This is a genomic window from Aeromonas sp. R10-1 (assembly GCF_040908465.1).
In the GTDB taxonomy this organism is placed as follows: Bacteria; Pseudomonadota; Gammaproteobacteria; order Enterobacterales; family Aeromonadaceae; genus Aeromonas; species Aeromonas caviae.
Genome location: NZ_JBFODT010000002.1, coordinates 1 through 15,447 on the forward strand (window position 1 = coordinate 1; position 15,447 = coordinate 15,447).

At 62.5% G+C, this 15,447-nt stretch carries 12 protein-coding genes; 7 read left to right on the top strand and 5 right to left on the bottom strand.

The genetic code is table 11. The features are described from left to right. Positions 1-159: 159 nt before the first annotated feature. The 5 genes from AB5Y93_RS00015 to proX all read left to right on the top strand — a co-directional run bounded on the left by AB5Y93_RS00015 (position 160) and on the right by proX (position 4,954). Positions 160-627: a threonine/serine exporter family protein gene (locus tag AB5Y93_RS00015; protein ID WP_010675437.1), complete on the top strand. Its 468-nt coding sequence runs from the start codon at positions 160-162 to the stop codon at positions 625-627. 23 nt (positions 628-650) lie between these two features. Next, positions 651-1,142: a type 3 dihydrofolate reductase gene (gene folA, locus AB5Y93_RS00020; RefSeq protein WP_368228604.1), complete on the top strand. Its 492-nt coding sequence runs from the start codon at positions 651-653 to the stop codon at positions 1,140-1,142. A gap of 472 nt (positions 1,143-1,614) precedes the next feature. Continuing rightward, positions 1,615-2,811 (top strand): glycine betaine/L-proline ABC transporter ATP-binding protein ProV, encoded by a 1,197-nt coding sequence (gene proV, locus AB5Y93_RS00025; protein WP_182954916.1) that lies wholly within the window; start codon positions 1,615-1,617, stop codon positions 2,809-2,811. Further along, on the top strand, positions 2,808-3,956 hold the full coding sequence (gene proW, locus AB5Y93_RS00030) for a glycine betaine/L-proline ABC transporter permease ProW (RefSeq protein ID WP_368228605.1): 1,149 nt from the start codon (positions 2,808-2,810) through the stop codon (positions 3,954-3,956). The genes proV and proW overlap by 4 nt, the downstream gene beginning before the upstream one ends. After that, positions 3,953-4,954 carry a glycine betaine/L-proline ABC transporter substrate-binding protein ProX gene (gene proX, locus AB5Y93_RS00035; protein WP_368228606.1) on the top strand — a complete coding sequence of 334 codons (1,002 nt, stop codon included), beginning with the start codon at positions 3,953-3,955 and terminating at the stop codon, positions 4,952-4,954. The genes proW and proX overlap by 4 nt, the downstream gene beginning before the upstream one ends. Before the next feature lie 99 nt (positions 4,955-5,053). On the opposite strand, the gene AB5Y93_RS00040 is transcribed toward proX, so the two are convergent. From AB5Y93_RS00040 to AB5Y93_RS00050, 3 genes are read right to left on the bottom strand one after another with little or no spacing between them, the layout of a single operon-like run. Further along, on the bottom strand, positions 5,054-5,860 hold the full coding sequence (locus AB5Y93_RS00040; RefSeq protein ID WP_274798776.1) for a phosphoadenylyl-sulfate reductase: 807 nt from the start codon (positions 5,858-5,860) through the stop codon (positions 5,054-5,056). Further along, a complete protein-coding gene (gene cysI, locus AB5Y93_RS00045; RefSeq protein WP_039040326.1) occupies positions 5,850-7,562 on the bottom strand; it encodes an assimilatory sulfite reductase (NADPH) hemoprotein subunit in 1,713 nt (570 codons plus the stop codon). The genes AB5Y93_RS00040 and cysI overlap by 11 nt, the downstream gene beginning before the upstream one ends. Beyond that, entirely contained in the window at positions 7,562-9,349 is a 1,788-nt protein-coding gene (locus AB5Y93_RS00050) for an assimilatory sulfite reductase (NADPH) flavoprotein subunit (protein WP_160838094.1), read from the bottom strand. Before AB5Y93_RS00050 ends, cysI begins: the two co-directional genes overlap by 1 nt. Positions 9,350-9,547: 198 nt before the next feature. Here AB5Y93_RS00050 and AB5Y93_RS00055 point away from each other — a divergent pair, with 198 nt between their 5' ends. Beyond that, a complete protein-coding gene (locus AB5Y93_RS00055) occupies positions 9,548-10,345 on the top strand; it encodes a PhzF family phenazine biosynthesis protein (protein WP_368228607.1) in 798 nt (265 codons plus the stop codon). 131 nt (positions 10,346-10,476) lie between these two features. On the opposite strand, the gene lysS is transcribed toward AB5Y93_RS00055, so the two are convergent. Together lysS and prfB are read right to left on the bottom strand one after the other, a co-directional pair. Then, positions 10,477-11,955 carry a lysine--tRNA ligase gene (gene lysS / locus AB5Y93_RS00060; RefSeq protein WP_223302609.1) on the bottom strand — a complete coding sequence of 493 codons (1,479 nt, stop codon included), beginning with the start codon at positions 11,953-11,955 and terminating at the stop codon, positions 10,477-10,479. Positions 11,956-12,032: 77 nt separating this feature from the next. Continuing rightward, positions 12,033-13,131 (bottom strand): peptide chain release factor 2 gene (gene prfB / locus AB5Y93_RS00065; RefSeq protein WP_102948437.1). Its coding sequence is split into 2 segments (ribosomal slippage): positions 12,033-13,055 and positions 13,057-13,131, totalling 1,098 coding nucleotides; the frame shifts between segments, so codons are not numbered across the junction. 252 nt (positions 13,132-13,383) lie between these two features. Here prfB and AB5Y93_RS00070 point away from each other — a divergent pair. After that, the gene (locus AB5Y93_RS00070; RefSeq protein WP_049636568.1) at positions 13,384-15,255 is read left to right on the top strand and encodes a methyl-accepting chemotaxis protein; all 1,872 of its coding nucleotides are present in this window, start codon (positions 13,384-13,386) and stop codon (positions 15,253-15,255) included. Positions 15,256-15,447 lie beyond the last annotated feature (192 nt).

The window sequence follows — 15,447 nt, forward strand, 5'->3', positions numbered from 1 at the left end:
TCGCCATGTCGGTGACCGGCATCTGGGGGTGGAAAGTATGAAGATCTTTGACGTTGTATCGACCCTGTTGATCGGGGCAAACCGGCTATCCATCAGCGCGTGGAACCATATCGGGATCATGCGCGCCATGTCGGTGACCGGTATCTGGGGGTGGAAGGTATGATGGAACTGCTCTGGCTGCTGGCCAAGGATGCCTTCTGGTCGGCCATTCCGGCGGTGGGCTTTGCCATGCTGTTCAACGTGCCGCCACGGATGCTCAAATATTGCGCCATGGGGGGCGCGTTGGCCCACAGCCTGCGTACCCTGCTCATCCACTACGGCATGCCCATCGAGTGGGCCACCCTGGCAGCGGCGACCACGGTCGGCTTTGTCTGTGTCTACTGGTCGCGCCGCTTGCTGGCACCACGCCCGGTGTTCAGCGTCGCCTCCATCATCCCCATGATCCCGGGCAGCTACGCGTTCAAGACCATGATCGCTATCGTCGAGCTCAATATCTCCGGGGTGACCATGGAGTTGCTTCAGAGCGCGGTGGAGAACGGCCTCAAGGCGCTGTTTATCGTGGGGGCCCTGAGTTTCGGTTTGGCGATCCCCTCTCTGGTCGTGTACCGTAACCGCCCCATTATCTGACGACGGTGCGAGAGGTTGACCCCATGATGATTTCCATGATTGCCGCCATGGCCCAGGACAGGGTGATCGGCCTGGACAACCAGATGCCCTGGCATCTGCCAGCGGATCTGGCCCACTTCAAGCGGGTGACCCTGGGCAAGCCGGTGTTGATGGGGCGCAAGACCTTTGAATCCATCGGACGGCCGCTGCCAGGCCGTCGCAATCTGGTGATCAGCCGCAACCCCGACTACCGGGCCGACGGCGTGGAGGTCATCGACTCGGTGGAGGCCGCACTGGCCCTGCTGGCGGATAGTTACGTCGCGGAGCTGATGGTGATCGGGGGCGGTCATCTCTACGGCCAGCTACTGCCACGGGCCGACAGGCTCTATCTGACCCGTATCGATCTGGCGGTGGAGGGGGATACCCGCTTCCCGGCCTTCGATGAGAACGACTGGTCGTGCATCGAGCGCGAGTCCCATCACCCCGACGAGAAGAACCCCCATCCCTACTGTTTCGAGACCTGGCAGCGGCGCTGAGCCCTCTGATGCCATGAAGAGCCCCTTGCGACAGCCGGGGGCTTTTTTGTGCCCTGTTGCCGCAAAGAGAAGGGGGCTGAACCGGCATGGCTGAAGGTGCCTGAAGCAATACCGGGATGCGTGACATTAAAATGGTTAGTTATGTAATGAATTGGCCATTCATTGCTCCGATGGGCGCAGTCGTCCCCGCCCTCTCTTTTTGCCTGCTGCTAACGCCTTTTAATCATTAATGAAATGTGCTGTAAGTGCATCGCTACTGTGACGGCCTTGTCTGTTATAGGCGTTTTTATCGTGATTTAATGGATTTTTATGAATGAAAATAACTAATAAAAATCAATGGCTTAAATTTAACCTTTCCTGTGTGGTTTCAATTGGTTCTTTTGTTTGGGTGTGAAATTGCTTAGTGTTAAAAGCAATTGACTCACGTTCGACGGTTTGCCAGGCAAGGCGTCGGCCAAGAAAAAAGGACAATATGACAGTCAAACTCGAGGTCAAATCCCTCTACAAAATCTTCGGCGATCAGCCGGATAAAGCGTTCAAATTGCTGGCGAAAGGGCATGATCGCGCCAGTATCCTGAAAAAGACCGGACAGACCCTGGGGGTCCAGGATGTCAATCTGGCCATCAACGAAGGGGAGATCTTCGTGGTGATGGGCCTCTCCGGTTCGGGCAAGTCCACCCTTGTGCGTCTTTTCAACCGGCTGATCGAGCCGACCCGCGGCCAGGTGCTGATCGATGGCGAGGACATCGCCGCCATCTCGGAGCGCGAACTGCGCCAGGTGCGCCGCAAAAAGATCAGCATGGTATTCCAGTCCTTCGCCCTGATGCCGCACCTGAGTGTGCTGGAAAATACAGCCTTCGGGCTGGAGCTGGCCGGTGTACCGCTGGCGGAGCGCCAGCAGAGCGCCCGTCAGGCGCTCCATCAGGTGGGGCTGGGACAGTGGATAGAGGCTTATCCGGATGCCCTCTCCGGCGGCATGAAGCAGCGGGTCGGGCTGGCCCGGGCCCTTGCCAATGACCCCGACATCCTGCTGATGGACGAAGCTTTCTCCGCGCTGGATCCCCTGATCCGCACCGAGATGCAGGATGAGCTGCTCAAGCTGCAGGCCAGCCAGCAGCGCACCATCGTCTTTATCTCTCACGATCTGGACGAGGCGATGCGCATCGGCGATCGCATCGCCATCATGCAGGATGGCCAGCTGGTGCAAGTGGGCACCCCGGACGAGATCCTGAACCAGCCCGCCAACGACTATGTGCGCGCCTTCTTTCGCGGTGTGGATCTGGCCCATGTGTTCAGCGCCCGCGATGTGGCCAGCCGCAAGCAGGTGCCCCTCATCAAGAAACACACCACCGACGGGCCGGGCAACGCCCTGCGCCAGCTCAAGGAGCTTGAGCGGGAGTTCGGCTACGTGGTGGATCGCAGCCGCCGCTTCCTCGGGGTCGTCTCGGTGGAGTCGCTCGGTCAGGCGGTCAGGGCCAAAGGCAGCCTGGAGCAGGCGCTGCTGGGGGACATTCAGCCCATTCTGGCGGACACCGCCCTCAATGAACTGATCAGCCAGGTGGCGGCCGCCCCCTGTCAGGTGCCCGTGGTCGAGGAGGATGGCACTTACCTCGGCCTCATCTCCAAGGCCAATCTGCTCAATACCCTGGACAGGAGTACCCCGGCATGAAGCTGATGAATCCCCATTTCTTGCTGAGCGGGCTGCTGGCCCTGGTGCTGCTGGCGAGCCCTTCCCTGCGGGCCGATGAGGTGGCGGCAGACCCCTGGAGCGCGCCTGCGTCCGCCGAGGTGACCGATCCCTGGGGCAGTACCGACACCCAGGCCACCGACTGGCAGAACCAGATCGAAGCCGCCGACACCACAACCGCCATCGACTGGCTGGATCCTTTCCAGCAGGCGCTGGTGCCGCTGGATACCTGGGTGGAAGGGGGCATCGGCTGGCTGGTGGAGAACCTGCGGCCGCTGTTCCAGCTGATCCGCGCTCCGGTGGAGCTGACCCTGAACGCCATGACCCATCTGCTGCAGACGGTGCCCTCCACCCTGATGATGGGGCTCCTGGCCCTGCTTGCCTGGCAACTGGTGAACGGCCGCATGGCGCTCGGCACGCTCGTATCTCTTGTGGGGATCGGGCTCATCGGGGCCTGGTCCGATGCCATGGTGACCCTGTCCCTGGTGCTGACCTCGCTCTTCTTCTGCGTGCTGCTGGGGTTGCCCACCGGCATCCTGCTGGCCCGCAGCGAGCGGCTCTCCACCTGGACCCGGCCGCTGCTGGATGCCATGCAGACCACCCCGGCGTTCGTCTACCTTATCCCCATCGTGATGCTGTTTGGCATCGGCAACGTGCCCGGGGTGGTGGTGACCGTCATCTTCGCCCTGCCGCCCATGATCCGGCTCACCATGCTGGGCATTCGCCAGGTGCCCGCCGATCTGGTGGAGGCGGCCCACTCGTTCGGTGCCAGCCCCTCCCAGTTGCTGTTCAAGGTACAGCTGCCACTCGCCATGCCTACCATCATGGCCGGGGTCAACCAGACCCTGATGCTGGCGCTCTCCATGGTGGTGATCGCCTCCATGATCGCGGTGGGGGGCCTCGGCCAGATGGTGCTGCGCGGCATCGGCCGGCTCGACATGGGGCTCGCCTCCATCGGCGGCCTCGGCATCGTGCTGCTGGCCATCGTGCTCGACCGCCTCACCCAGGCGATGGGGCAACCGGATCGCACCCGTACCGGCCGCTGGTATCAGCACGGCCCCGCCGCCCTGCTGCTGCGCCTGGCCGGTCGTGACAAGAAAATCGATTACAAAGGAGTAAATGCATGAGACCGATCACCAAAGGATTGACCCTGGGCACATTGCTGCTGAGTACCCAACTGCTGAGCCCGCTCGCCATGGCCAGCGCCGAGTTGCCGGGGGAGGGGGTTCGCGTTCAGCCCCTGCAGAGCTCCTTGCCGGAAGAGGCCTTCCAGAGCCAGCTGGTGAGCAAGCTGATGGCGCGTCTGGGTTACGATGTCCAGCCCGCCCAGGAGGTGGACTACAACGTGGCTTATGCCTCGGTGGCCCAGGGAGACGGCACCTTCCTCGCGTTCAACTGGGTGCCGCTGCAGGACAACAAGTACGAGCAGGCGGGGGGCGACAAGGTGTTCTTCCGTGAGGGCACCTATGTGGCCGGTGCCGCCCAGGGGTACCTCATCGACAAGAAGACCGCGACCCAATACGGCATCACCAACCTGGGCCAGCTCAAGGATCCCGAGGTGGCGGCGCTGTTTGACGGGGATGGCGACGGCAAGGCCGACCTCATCGGTTGCAACCCCGGCTGGGGCTGCGAGGGGGCGATCAACCATCACCTCGACGCCTTTGGTCTGACCCCCACGGTGGCCCACAAGCAGGGCAACTACGCGGCGCTGATCGCCGATACCCTGGCTCGCTACCAGGCCGGCAAGCCGGTGCTCTATTACACCTGGACCCCCTACTGGCTCAGCAGCGAACTGGTGCCGGGCAAGGATGTGGTGTGGCTGGAAGTCCCCGCCGACGCCCCGGATGCGGCCAAGACCCGTTTGCCGAACGGCAAGAACTACGGCTTTGCGGTGAATACCATGCACATCGTTGCCAACAAGCGGTTTGCCGAGGCCAATCCGGCCGCCGCCAAGCTCTTCTCCATCGTCAAGCTGCCGCTCAATGACATCAACGTGCAGAACGGCCTGATGAACAAGGGGCAGAACAAGCCGGCGGACGTGGAACGTCATGCCGATGCCTGGCTCAAGGGCCACGAGGCGCTGGTGAACGACTGGCTGAATCAGGCGCGCGCCGCCGCCATGTAATGAGGGGTGAAACGTCGCCCTTTTGCGCAAAGAAAAACGCCCGGCAGTTGCCGGGCGTTTTTTTGTGGGCGGGGCGCAGCACATGGCCGGACCGGGGGATCAGATGCCGGAGCCGTCGCTCTCGCCACCTTCCTCATGCAGGCCACACTCGCGCTTGAGGCCGAAGAAGCGGGTCTGCTCCTCGCTCATGCCGGGCTCCCACTTGGCGGTGGTGTGCACGTCGCCGACCGAGAGGTAACCCTGCTCCCACAAGGGGTGGTAGGGGAGGTCGAACTCCTTGAAGTAGTAGAAGACGTCCTTGTTGCTCCAGTCGATCACCGGCAGGAACTTGAAGCGACCGCGCTGGATGGCCAGCACCGGCAGCTTGCCCCGGCTGCCGGACTGCTCACGGCGCAGGCCCGAGAACCAGGTGCGGGCACCCAGCTCGTTCAGGGCGCGGTCCATCGGCTCCACCTTGTTGAGCTGGTTGTAACGGGTGATCCCCTCCACCCCCTGCTCCCACAGGAGGCCGAAGCGGGCCTCCTGCCAGGCCGGGCTGAGTTCAGCCCGATAGATCTTGAGGTTGAGGGCGAGACGCTCGGTCAGCTCGTCGATGAAACGGTAGGTCTCGGGGAAGAGGTAACCGGTGTCGGTCAGCACCACGGGCACGTCGGCCCGCTCGCGGCTCACCAGGTGCAGCATGAGCGCCGCCTGGATGCCGAAACTCGACGACAGCACATGCTCTCCCGGCAGGTTGGCCAGGGCCCAGCGCACCCGCTCGGGGGCGCTCATGGCGTCCAGCGCCCGGTTGAGGGGGGCCAGCGCCTCGACCTGATCCTCCCGGCCCAGGGCCAGGAGGGCGTCGAGGTCGAGCCGGCCGTCGGCGGTGCGCGCCAGCCGGGCTGTATCAGTCTGTTCAGGCTGCATAGAAGTCCCTCGCGGAGTCGATAACCGGGGCGATGATGCCGGCGCGAATGACAAAATCGCCGAAGCACTCGTCCGGGTTGCGTTCGCTCGCCCAGCGGCCGATCAGGGCGTCCAGTTCGGCCAGGATCTGCGGCTCGGTGATGTTCTCCAGATGCAGGCGCGGGATGCGGGTCCCCTCGAGGTTGCCCCCCAGGTGCAGGTTGTAGCGACCCGGCGCCTTGCCCACCAGACCCACTTCCGCCAGCATGGCGCGGCCGCAGCCGTTGGGGCAGCCGGTGACCCGGAAGATGATGGCGTCATCCGCCAGGCCGTGCTTGGCCAGCAGCCCCTCAATGTCGGTGACGAAGGCAGGCAGCATGCGCTCGGCCTCGGCCATCGCCAGGGGGCAGGTAGGCAGGGCCACACAGGCCATAGACTGCTTGCGCTGCTCGCTCACGCCGTCATCCAGCAGACCGTACTGACGGGCCAGGGCTTCGATGCGGGCCTTCTCGCCGGCAGGCACGCCCGCGATGATGAGGTTCTGGTTGGCGGTGAGGCGGAAGTCCCCCTGATGCACCTTGGCGATCTCCAGCATGCCGGTTTTGAGGGGCTTGCCCGGGAAGTCCAGCAGGCGGCCGTTCTCGATAAACAAGGTCAGGTGGTGCTTGCCGTCGATCCCCTCCACCCAGCCGAAGCGATCGCCACGGCTGGTGAATTCATAGGGGTGAACCGGCCCGAACTGGATGCCGGCGCGGTTCTCCACCTCGGCCTTGAAGGCCTCGACCCCCACCCGTTCAAGGGTGTACTTGGTCTTGGCGTTCTTGCGGTTGACCCGGTTGCCCCAGTCGCGCTGGGTGCTGACCACGGCGGCCGCCACCTCCAGCACGTGGGAGAGCGGAATGAAGCCAAAGTCGCTCGCCTTGCGCGGGTAGGTGGTGGTGTCGCCGTGGGTCATGGCCAGACCGCCCCCCACGAGCACGTTGAAGCCCACCAGCTTGCCGTGATCGGCAATGGCCACGAAGTTGAGATCGTTGGCGTGGATGTCCACATCGTTGTGGGGCGGGATGACCACGGTTGTCTTGAATTTGCGCGGCAGGTAGTTGGAGCCCAGGATCGGCTCCTCGTCACCCCCCAGCTTCTCGCCATCCAGCCAGATCTCCACGTAGGCGCGGGTCTTGGGCAGCAGGTGCTCGGAGATCTTCTTGGCCCACTCGTAGGCCTCCTGGTGCAACTCGGACTCCACCGGGTTGCTGGTGCAGAGCACGTTGCGGTTCACGTCCCCCGCGGTGGCGATGGAGTCGATACCTGTGCTGTTGAGGGTCTGGTGCATCAGCTTGATGTCGCGCTTCAGTACCCCGTGGAACTGGAAGGTCTGGCGGGTGGTCAGGCGGATGCTGCCGTACATGCTGTGTTCTTCGGCGAACTTGTCGATCACCTGCCACTGGGCCGGGGTGATGATGCCGCCGGGCAGGCGGGCGCGCAGCATGACGTTGTGCAGGGGCTCCAGCTTCTGGGCGGCGCGCTCCGGGCGGATGTCGCGGTCATCCTGCTGATACATGCCGTGGAAGCGGATCAGCTGGAAGTTGTCGCCGTTGAAGCCGCCGGTGAGCGGGTCCTGCAGATCTTCGGCGATGGTGCCGCGCAGGAAGTTGCTCTCGCGCTTGAGGCGTTCGTTGTCAGCCAGCGGCCCTTCGACCGGTCCCGGAATAAGTTGTTTGCTCATCAATAGACATCCCTTTGATAACGTTTGGCACGACGCAATTCGCTCAGATACTCTTCTGCTTCCTCACGGCTCTTGTGGCCGTGTTCCGCAATCACTTCCAGCAGGGCTTCCTGCACATCCTTCGCCATGTGGTTGGCGTCGCCACACACATAGAAGTGAGCGCCTGCTTCCAGCCACTGGTAGAGCTCAAGCCCTGCCTCGCGCAGACGGTCCTGCACATAAATCTTGTTGGCCTGATCCCGGCTGAAGGCCAGGGAGATCTTGGACAGCAGGCCCGATTTCACATAACGCTGCCACTCCACCTGATAGAGGAAGTCCTGGGTGAAGTGGGGGTTGCCGAAGAAGAGCCAGTTCTTGCCCTCTGCCCCCTGTGCTTCCCGCTCCTGCAGGAAGGCGCGAAACGGTGCGATGCCGGTGCCCGGGCCCACCATGATGACGGGGGTATCGGGATTGGCGGGCAGACGGAAGTTGTCGTTGTGCTCCACGAACACCCGGACCTCGGCATCTTCCGGCAGACGGTCCGCCAGATAGGAAGAGGCGCCGCCGCTTCGCACTGTGCCATCTTCTTGGCGGTAGCGCACCACGCCGACGGTCAGGTGCACCTCTTCTTCCACCTCGCTCTGGGCGGAGGCGATGGAGTAGAGGCGGGGGGTGAGGGGGCGCAGCAGTGCGATCAATTGATCGGCACTCAAGGAAGCCGGGAAGCGTTTCAGTACGTCCACCACCTGGGCGCTGGCCACCAGGGCGTTGACCTGGGCCTTGTCACCGGCCAGATCCTTCAGCGCCGCGTTGTCCGTGATCTCGGCGAGGCCAGTGATCAGGCCCCCGTGCAACCGGGTCAGCTCGTAGTGACGGGTCAGCGCCTCGCGCAGGCTGCCATGGGGGGTGGCCTCGTCACCGGTGAGACCGGTCAGGGCCAGCACTTCCCCCACGAGATCGGCGTCGTTGTCGAACCAGATGCCGAGCGCATCCCCCGGTTGATAGGTGATGCCGGACTCTTCCAGGTTGATCTCGATGTGACGGATGTCCTTGGTGGAGTCGCGGCCGGTGATCTTCTGGTTCACCGAGAGTCTGGCAGGGAAGGGGTTCTCCTTGTTGTACTGGCTGTGGCCGACGGCGGCCTGCACCGAGCCCGCCACGCTGGCAGTCGCGGCGCCGGCAGAGAGGGTGGCGGCGACCGCCGCAACGGCCTGCTCGCCCCAGGCCTTGGCGGCATCCTGATAATCCACATCGAGGCTAGCTAGCTCATGGATGCGCTCGGCCCCTGCCTTGGCGAGGAAGCCATCGAAATCCTTGCCGGTCTGGCAGAAGAACTCATAGGAGCTGTCACCCAGCCCCAGCACGGCAAACTTGAGCCCTTCCAGCTTGCCGACCTTGCCCTTCTTGAGCTGCTCGAACAGATCGACGGCGCTCTCGGGGGGCTCCCCCTCCCCGTAAGTGCTCACTACCACCAGCAGGTGGCTCTCTTTCTTGAGCTGCTTGGGTTTGTAGTCCGCCATGGAGGTGAGGGTCACCGGCAGGCCGCGGGCCTCGGCCTGGGCCTTGATGGCGCTGGCCACGCCCTTGGCATTCCCGGTCTGGGAGCCGTAGAGAATGGTCAGGCTGCCGCCGGGAGCAGCGACTTCTACGCCTGCGCTCGCCACGGGTTGGACGCCCGCCTGGGAGAGGCCGTAGAGATAACCGCTGACCCAGGCCAGTTGCTGGGTATTGAGGGTGGTGAGAACTTGGTTGAGCTGGCGCTGCTGTTCGTCAGAGAGCGGGCTCAGGGTGGGGGCTGTCAATGGCATCACACATGTCTTCCATGGTCTGATTTTTGGTCAGGGTAAGGGGTGTAATGAATAACAACAAAGAATAAAAATATCTTCTTTATGCGATTTATGAATTTATAAAGCCAAAATCCATCTCAGCCCCGGGGGGCCCGTGATATAAAAATGGCCTTGCCGAGCCCCCTGTCCCGGGGATCTCTCATGCCCCAAGGAGCAACCATGTCCCGTCTCTATCATGTCAACGCCTTCAGCCATCACCCCTTCGCAGGCAACCCCGCCGTGGTGGTGCTGGGGGAAGCGCGGCCCGACGCCGAGCTGCAGGCCATGGCAGCGGAGTTCAACCTCTCTGAGAGCGCCTTTCTGACCCAACTGGGAGAGGGGCATTACGGGTTGCGCTGGTTCACCCCGCAAGTGGAGGTGGATTTGTGCGGCCATGGTACCCTGGCGGCGGCCCATGTGCTGTGGCAGACGGGGGCGGTGTCGGGGGATCTCCCCATCCGCTTCGCGACCCGCAGCGGTGAGTTGGTGGCCCGGCGGGAAGGGGAGTGGATCTGGCTCGACTTTCCGCGTATCTCTCTGGCTCCTCTTGAGCTGGATCCTGCCTATGGGGCTGCCCTCGGCTGCCAGCCGCTGCAAACCCTGGCTGCTGGCGCCAAGTTCCTGCTTGAGCTCGCCAGCGAGGAAGAGGTCCGCGCACTTACCCCCGATTTTCACGCCCTGCGGGCGCTGCCGGGCCGGGGGATCATGGTGACGGCGCCATCGAGCCGGAAGGAGGACGACTTCGTCTCCCGCTATTTCGCCCCCTGGGTCGGAGTGGACGAGGATCCGGTGACCGGCTCCAACCACTGCGCCCTGGTGCCCTTCTGGGCCGAGCGGCTCGGCAAACAGCAATTGCGGGCCCGCCAGATCTCGGCCCGGGGCGGGGATCTCAGGCTGGAATTGCAGGAGGAGCGGGTGCTGATGGCGGGCCGGGCTCTGACCCTGTGGCAGGGGGAGTGGCTGCTGCCGCCGGCCTGATAAGCGGCAAGTTGGTGGCGTATTGAAGGTTCGCCACCGGTTGTGTCCGTCATAAAAAACGCCCCGCAATTGCGGGGCGTTTTGATTGTCATGGACGGCAGCGTTTTGCTACGGCCCTGTTTCTGCGGCGCTTACTTTTGTGGACGCAAGGCCGGGAACAGGATGACGTCGCGGATGGTGTGGCTGTTGGTGAACAGCATCACCAGACGGTCGATACCGATACCTTGACCGGCGGTCGGCGGCAGACCGTGTTCCAGCGCGGTGACGAAGTCGGCGTCGTAGAACATGGCTTCGTCGTCCCCTGCGGCTTTCTGGTCAACCTGGGCCTGGAAGCGCTCGGCCTGATCTTCCGCATCGTTCAGCTCGGAGAAGCCGTTGGCCAGCTCGCGGCCGCCGATGAAGAACTCGAAGCGGTCGGTGACGTCCGGGTTCTGGTCGTTGCGACGGGCCAGCGGGGAGACGGCGGCCGGGTACTCGGTGATGAAGGTCGGTTGCAGCAGCATGTGTTCCACGGTCTCTTCGAAGATCGCGGTGATCACGTGGCCCAGCTCCCAGCTCTTCATCAGCTCGATCTTCAGACCCTTGGCGACGGCGGTGGCCTTCTCCAGGGTGGCCAGATCGTCACGGGTCACACCCGGGTTGTACTTCAGGATGGAGTCGACCATGGAGAGGCGCTGGAACGGCTGACCGAAATCGATGGTCAGGCCCTCTTCGCCCTCTTTGGCGTAACGGATCCTGGTGTCGCCCAGGATGTCCTGTGCCAGGGTGCGCAGCATCTCTTCGGTGAGATCCATCAGATCGATGTAATCGGCGTAGGCCATATAGAACTCGAGCATGGTGAACTCGGGGTTATGGCGAACGGAGATGCCTTCGTTGCGGAAGTTGCGGTTGATCTCGTAGACACGCTCGAAACCACCAACCACCAGACGCTTCAGATAGAGTTCCGGAGCGATACGCAGGTACATGTCGATGTCCAGCGCATTGTGGTGGGTGATGAAGGGACGTGCGGAGGCGCCACCCGGGATGACTTGCATCATGGGGGTTTCCACTTCCATGAAGCGCTTGTCGTTCAGGAACTTGCGAATGCCGGCCACCACCTTGGTGCGGGTCACGAAGGTCTTGCGGGACTCTTCGTTGGCGATCAGGTCCAGGTAACGCTGGCGGCAGCGGGCTTCCTGGTCGGTCAGACCCTTGTGCTTCTCGGGCAGCGGGCGCAGGGCCTTGGTCAGCAGGCGGATGGTGGAGACGTGTACGGAGAGCTCACCGGCGTTGGTGCGGAACAGGGTGCCCTCGACACCGACGATGTCACCCAGATCCCACTTCTTGAACTGCTCGTTGTAGAAGCCTTCTGGCAGATCGTCACGGGTCACGTAGATCTGGATCTTGCCAGCCATGTCCTGCAGGGTCGCGAAAGATGCCTTGCCCATGATCCGGCGGGTCATGATGCGACCGGCAATCTTCACCTGTTTACCCAGGGCGACCAGCTCGTCATTGCTCTTGTCGCCGAATTCGGCATGCAGATCGCCGGAGAGGCTGTCACGACGGAAGTCGTTGGGGAAGGGGTTGCCCTGGGCGCGCAAGGCGGCCAGCTTGGAGCGACGCTCAAGCATCTCGTTGTTCAGTTCGAGAGTCTGGTCGACTTCCGGGGTGGTGGTTTGTTCAGACATGGTGATTCCTGCTGCTCTGTTTACAGGCCTGATTTCAGGCTGGCTTCGATAAACTTGTCCAAGTCGCCGTCGAGTACCGATTGGGTATTGCGGGTTTCGACGCCGGTGCGCAGATCCTTGATACGGGAATCATCCAGTACGTAGGAGCGGATCTGGCTGCCCCAGCCGATGTCGGACTTGGTCTCTTCGAGGGCTTGCTTCTCAGCGTTCTGCTTTTGAATTTCCAGCTCGTAGAGCTTGGCCTTCAACTGCTTCATACACTGATCTTTGTTCTTGTGCTGGGAACGGTCGTTCTGGCACTGCACCACCACGCCGGTCGGCACGTGGGTGATACGCACCGCGGACTCGGTCCGGTTGACGTGCTGACCACCGGCACCGGAGGCGCGGTAGACGTCGATGCGAAGATCAGCCGGGTTGATCTCGATCTCGATGTCATCATCGATCTCGGGGTAGACGAACACGGAGCAGAACGAGGTGTGGCGACGGCCGCCGGAATCGAACGGCGACTTGCGTACCAGGCGGTGCACGCCAGTCTCGGTGCGCAGCCAGCCGAAGGCATACTCGCCGGTGAACTTGATGGTGGCGGACTTGATGCCGGCCACGTCGCCCTCGGAGCATTCGATGAGCTCGGGCTTGTAGCCGTGGGCATCGCCCCAGCGCAGGTACATGCGCAGCACCATGTTGGCCCAGTCCTGGGCCTCGGTGCCACCGGAACCGGACTGGATGTCGATGTAGCAGTCGGAACCGTCGTGCTGACCGGAGAACATGCGACGGAACTCGAGATCCACCAGCTTGGCCTCCAGTTCGTCCGCTTCGACCACGGCTTCGTTGAAGGTCTCTTCGTCTTCGCCTTCGACGGCCAGGCTGACCAGCATCTCGACGTCATCGACGCCCTGGGTCAGGGTATCGATGGTGCTGACGACGTTCTCCAGGGAGACGCGCTCCTTGCCCAGCGCCTGTGCGCGCTCGGGTTCGTTCCAGACATCCGGCTGTTCCAGCTCGGCATTGACCTCTTCTAGACGCTCTTTCTTGGCGTCATAGTCAAAGGTACCCCCTAAGCAGCTCGGTCCTCTCAGACAGCTCCTTAAGCTTGTTTAATACAGGATTGACTTCAAACATCGTGAAAACTCTCGGGGTCGATGTGATTTAAAAACGGGATATTCTAGCCAATTGCAGAAGGAATAAACAGGGTTGGCTGGCCTCGCTCTTTTTCCTGCTCCAATTTTCCGCAGCATTTTTAAAATTTCCGCGTAAAATATCGTCACCCACGCCATTCTCCGCTTCAGTTTTGCGCGGATTGGCCGCTAACAACACACAGTGCCACGCACTCCCGATTGATCCTGTTCCCGACCCCCACAAGAAGAAAACACGATGAAAAACCTATCACTCAAGCAGAAGATACTGTTGTCTGTGGTCATCGCCTTGTCACTGGTGATCCTGCTGCTCTCCTGGCAGAGCTACACCAGCCAGAAGTCCATGCTGCTGCAAGGCAGTCAGGAACAGGTGCAACGCCTTGGCAGCCAGCAGGCCGCCAGCGTCAGCGACTGGCTCGCGGCCCGTCGTGACGTCATCCAGGCCCTTGGCAACAAGGCCGGTGCCGAGCCCCTCAACGCCCTGCAACAGGCCCAGGTGTCCGGCCGTTTCCAGCTCACCTATTTTGGTGAGGGCAGCGGCAAGATGAACGACTCCGACCCCTCCATCAACCGCGACGGTTACGATCCCCGCTCCCGTGGCTGGTATCAGGAAGCCATGGCCAAGGGCGGCATGATCGTCACCAAACCCTACCTCGACGTGGCCTACAACATTCTGGTGGTGACCCTGGCCCAGCCGGCCCAGGGCGGCGTGGTGGGGGGGGATCTCTCCATTGCCTCCCTGGTGGATGACATCACCAAGATGAAGCTGCCAGCGGACGGCTTCGCCATCCTGATGCACAAGGATGGCACCGTCATCGCCTACAAGGATGCGGCCAAGGCGATGAAGCCAGCCAGCGAGATCGACAACGATCTGACCAATGCCCTGATCGAGCAGAGCAAGGCGAGCAACAGCCTGGTGCCTGCTTTCTTCGACAGCGAGGGGCGTGACAAGCTGCTGTGGGCGACGGACATTCCGGACACCGACTGGGAGCTGGTGCTGGTACTGGACAAGAGCACCCTAGAGGCGCCGCTCTCCTCCCTGCTGATGACCCAGCTCGGCCTGGCCCTGCTGGTGCTGGTGGGCAGCATCCTCGCTATCTCCTGGCTGGTCAGCCTGCTGCTCGGCCCCCTCACCAAGGTGTCCCAGGCCCTGGCCCGCATCGCCGACGGTAACGGCGATCTGACCCAGCGCATCAAGATCGACGCCAATGACGAAGTGGGCCAGCTCGCCGGCAGCTTCAACCGCTTCGTGGGCAGCCAGCATCAGCTCATCGCCAACATCCGTCAGCTTGCCAACGAGCTGAACGCCGATGCCGAACGCAGTCTGGTGACCAACCAGGCCGCGGTGGAAGAGCTGCAGCGCCAGCAACAGGAGGTGACCATGGTCGCCACCGCCGTCACCGAGATGGCGAGTGCCACCATGGAGATCGCGGGTAACGCCGAGAACACCGCTGCCGCCGCCCAGCAATCCGCCCAGAGCAGTGAACAGGGCAAGATCCTGGTGAACCAGACTCGTCAGTCCATCAACAACCTGGCCGAGGAAGTGGGGCAGGCGACCGGCGTCATCGGCGAGCTGAGCCGTCACGCCCAGGCCATCTCCGGCATCCTCTCCACCATCCAGGGCATCGCCGAGCAGACCAACCTGCTGGCGCTGAACGCGGCCATCGAAGCGGCCCGTGCCGGCGAACAGGGTCGCGGTTTCGCCGTGGTGGCGGACGAGGTGCGGGTGCTGTCGCGCCGTACCCAGGATTCCACCCAGGAGATCCAGTCCACCATCGAAACCCTGCAGCAGACCACGGCCCGCGCGGTGAGCCTGATGCAGACCAGCCAGGGGCTGGCGGACAACAGCGTGAAGGATGCCGACGCAGCCGCTGCGGCCCTGGAGGAGATCACCCAAGCCGTCAGCCTCATCTCCGACATGGCGGGCCAGATCGCCACCGCCGCCGAGGAGCAGACCCAGGTGACCGGTGAAATCACCCAGAACACCACCGCCATCAAGGATGTGAGCGACGAGATCACCGCTTCCGCCATGCGCGACCTGGATCAGGCGCACAACCTCAAGGGGCGTGCTACCAATCTGAACCAGCAGGTGTCGACCTTTATTTTGTAAGGAAGGTCAGGCCGCAATCTGAACCAGCAGGTGTCGACCTTTATTTTGTAAGGAAGGTCAGGCCACAATTTGAACCAGCAGGTATCGACCATCCTCCTGTAAGTTCTGACACGCGGCGATCAAGGCCGCCATGACAAAGCCCCGCACTCTGCCGAGTGCGGGGCTTTTTGTTTAGATGTTTCCCAGCGGGCA

Coding starts and splice junctions, on each gene's coding strand:
- AB5Y93_RS00070 (WP_049636568.1), top strand. CDS start 13,384: ATGAAAAACCTATCACTCAAGCAGAAGATACTGTTGTCTGTGGTCATC.
- proV (WP_182954916.1), top strand. CDS start 1,615: ATGACAGTCAAACTCGAGGTCAAATCCCTCTACAAAATCTTCGGCGAT.
- AB5Y93_RS00015 (WP_010675437.1), top strand. CDS start 160: ATGATGGAACTGCTCTGGCTGCTGGCCAAGGATGCCTTCTGGTCGGCC.
- AB5Y93_RS00055 (WP_368228607.1), top strand. CDS start 9,548: ATGTCCCGTCTCTATCATGTCAACGCCTTCAGCCATCACCCCTTCGCA.
- cysI (WP_039040326.1), bottom strand. CDS start 7,562: ATGAGCAAACAACTTATTCCGGGACCGGTCGAAGGGCCGCTGGCTGAC.
- AB5Y93_RS00050 (WP_160838094.1), bottom strand. CDS start 9,349: ATGCCATTGACAGCCCCCACCCTGAGCCCGCTCTCTGACGAACAGCAG.
- folA (WP_368228604.1), top strand. CDS start 651: ATGATGATTTCCATGATTGCCGCCATGGCCCAGGACAGGGTGATCGGC.
- lysS (WP_223302609.1), bottom strand. CDS start 11,955: ATGCTTGAGCGTCGCTCCAAGCTGGCCGCCTTGCGCGCCCAGGGCAAC.
- AB5Y93_RS00040 (WP_274798776.1), bottom strand. CDS start 5,860: ATGCAGCCTGAACAGACTGATACAGCCCGGCTGGCGCGCACCGCCGAC.
- proW (WP_368228605.1), top strand. CDS start 2,808: ATGAAGCTGATGAATCCCCATTTCTTGCTGAGCGGGCTGCTGGCCCTG.
- proX (WP_368228606.1), top strand. CDS start 3,953: ATGAGACCGATCACCAAAGGATTGACCCTGGGCACATTGCTGCTGAGT.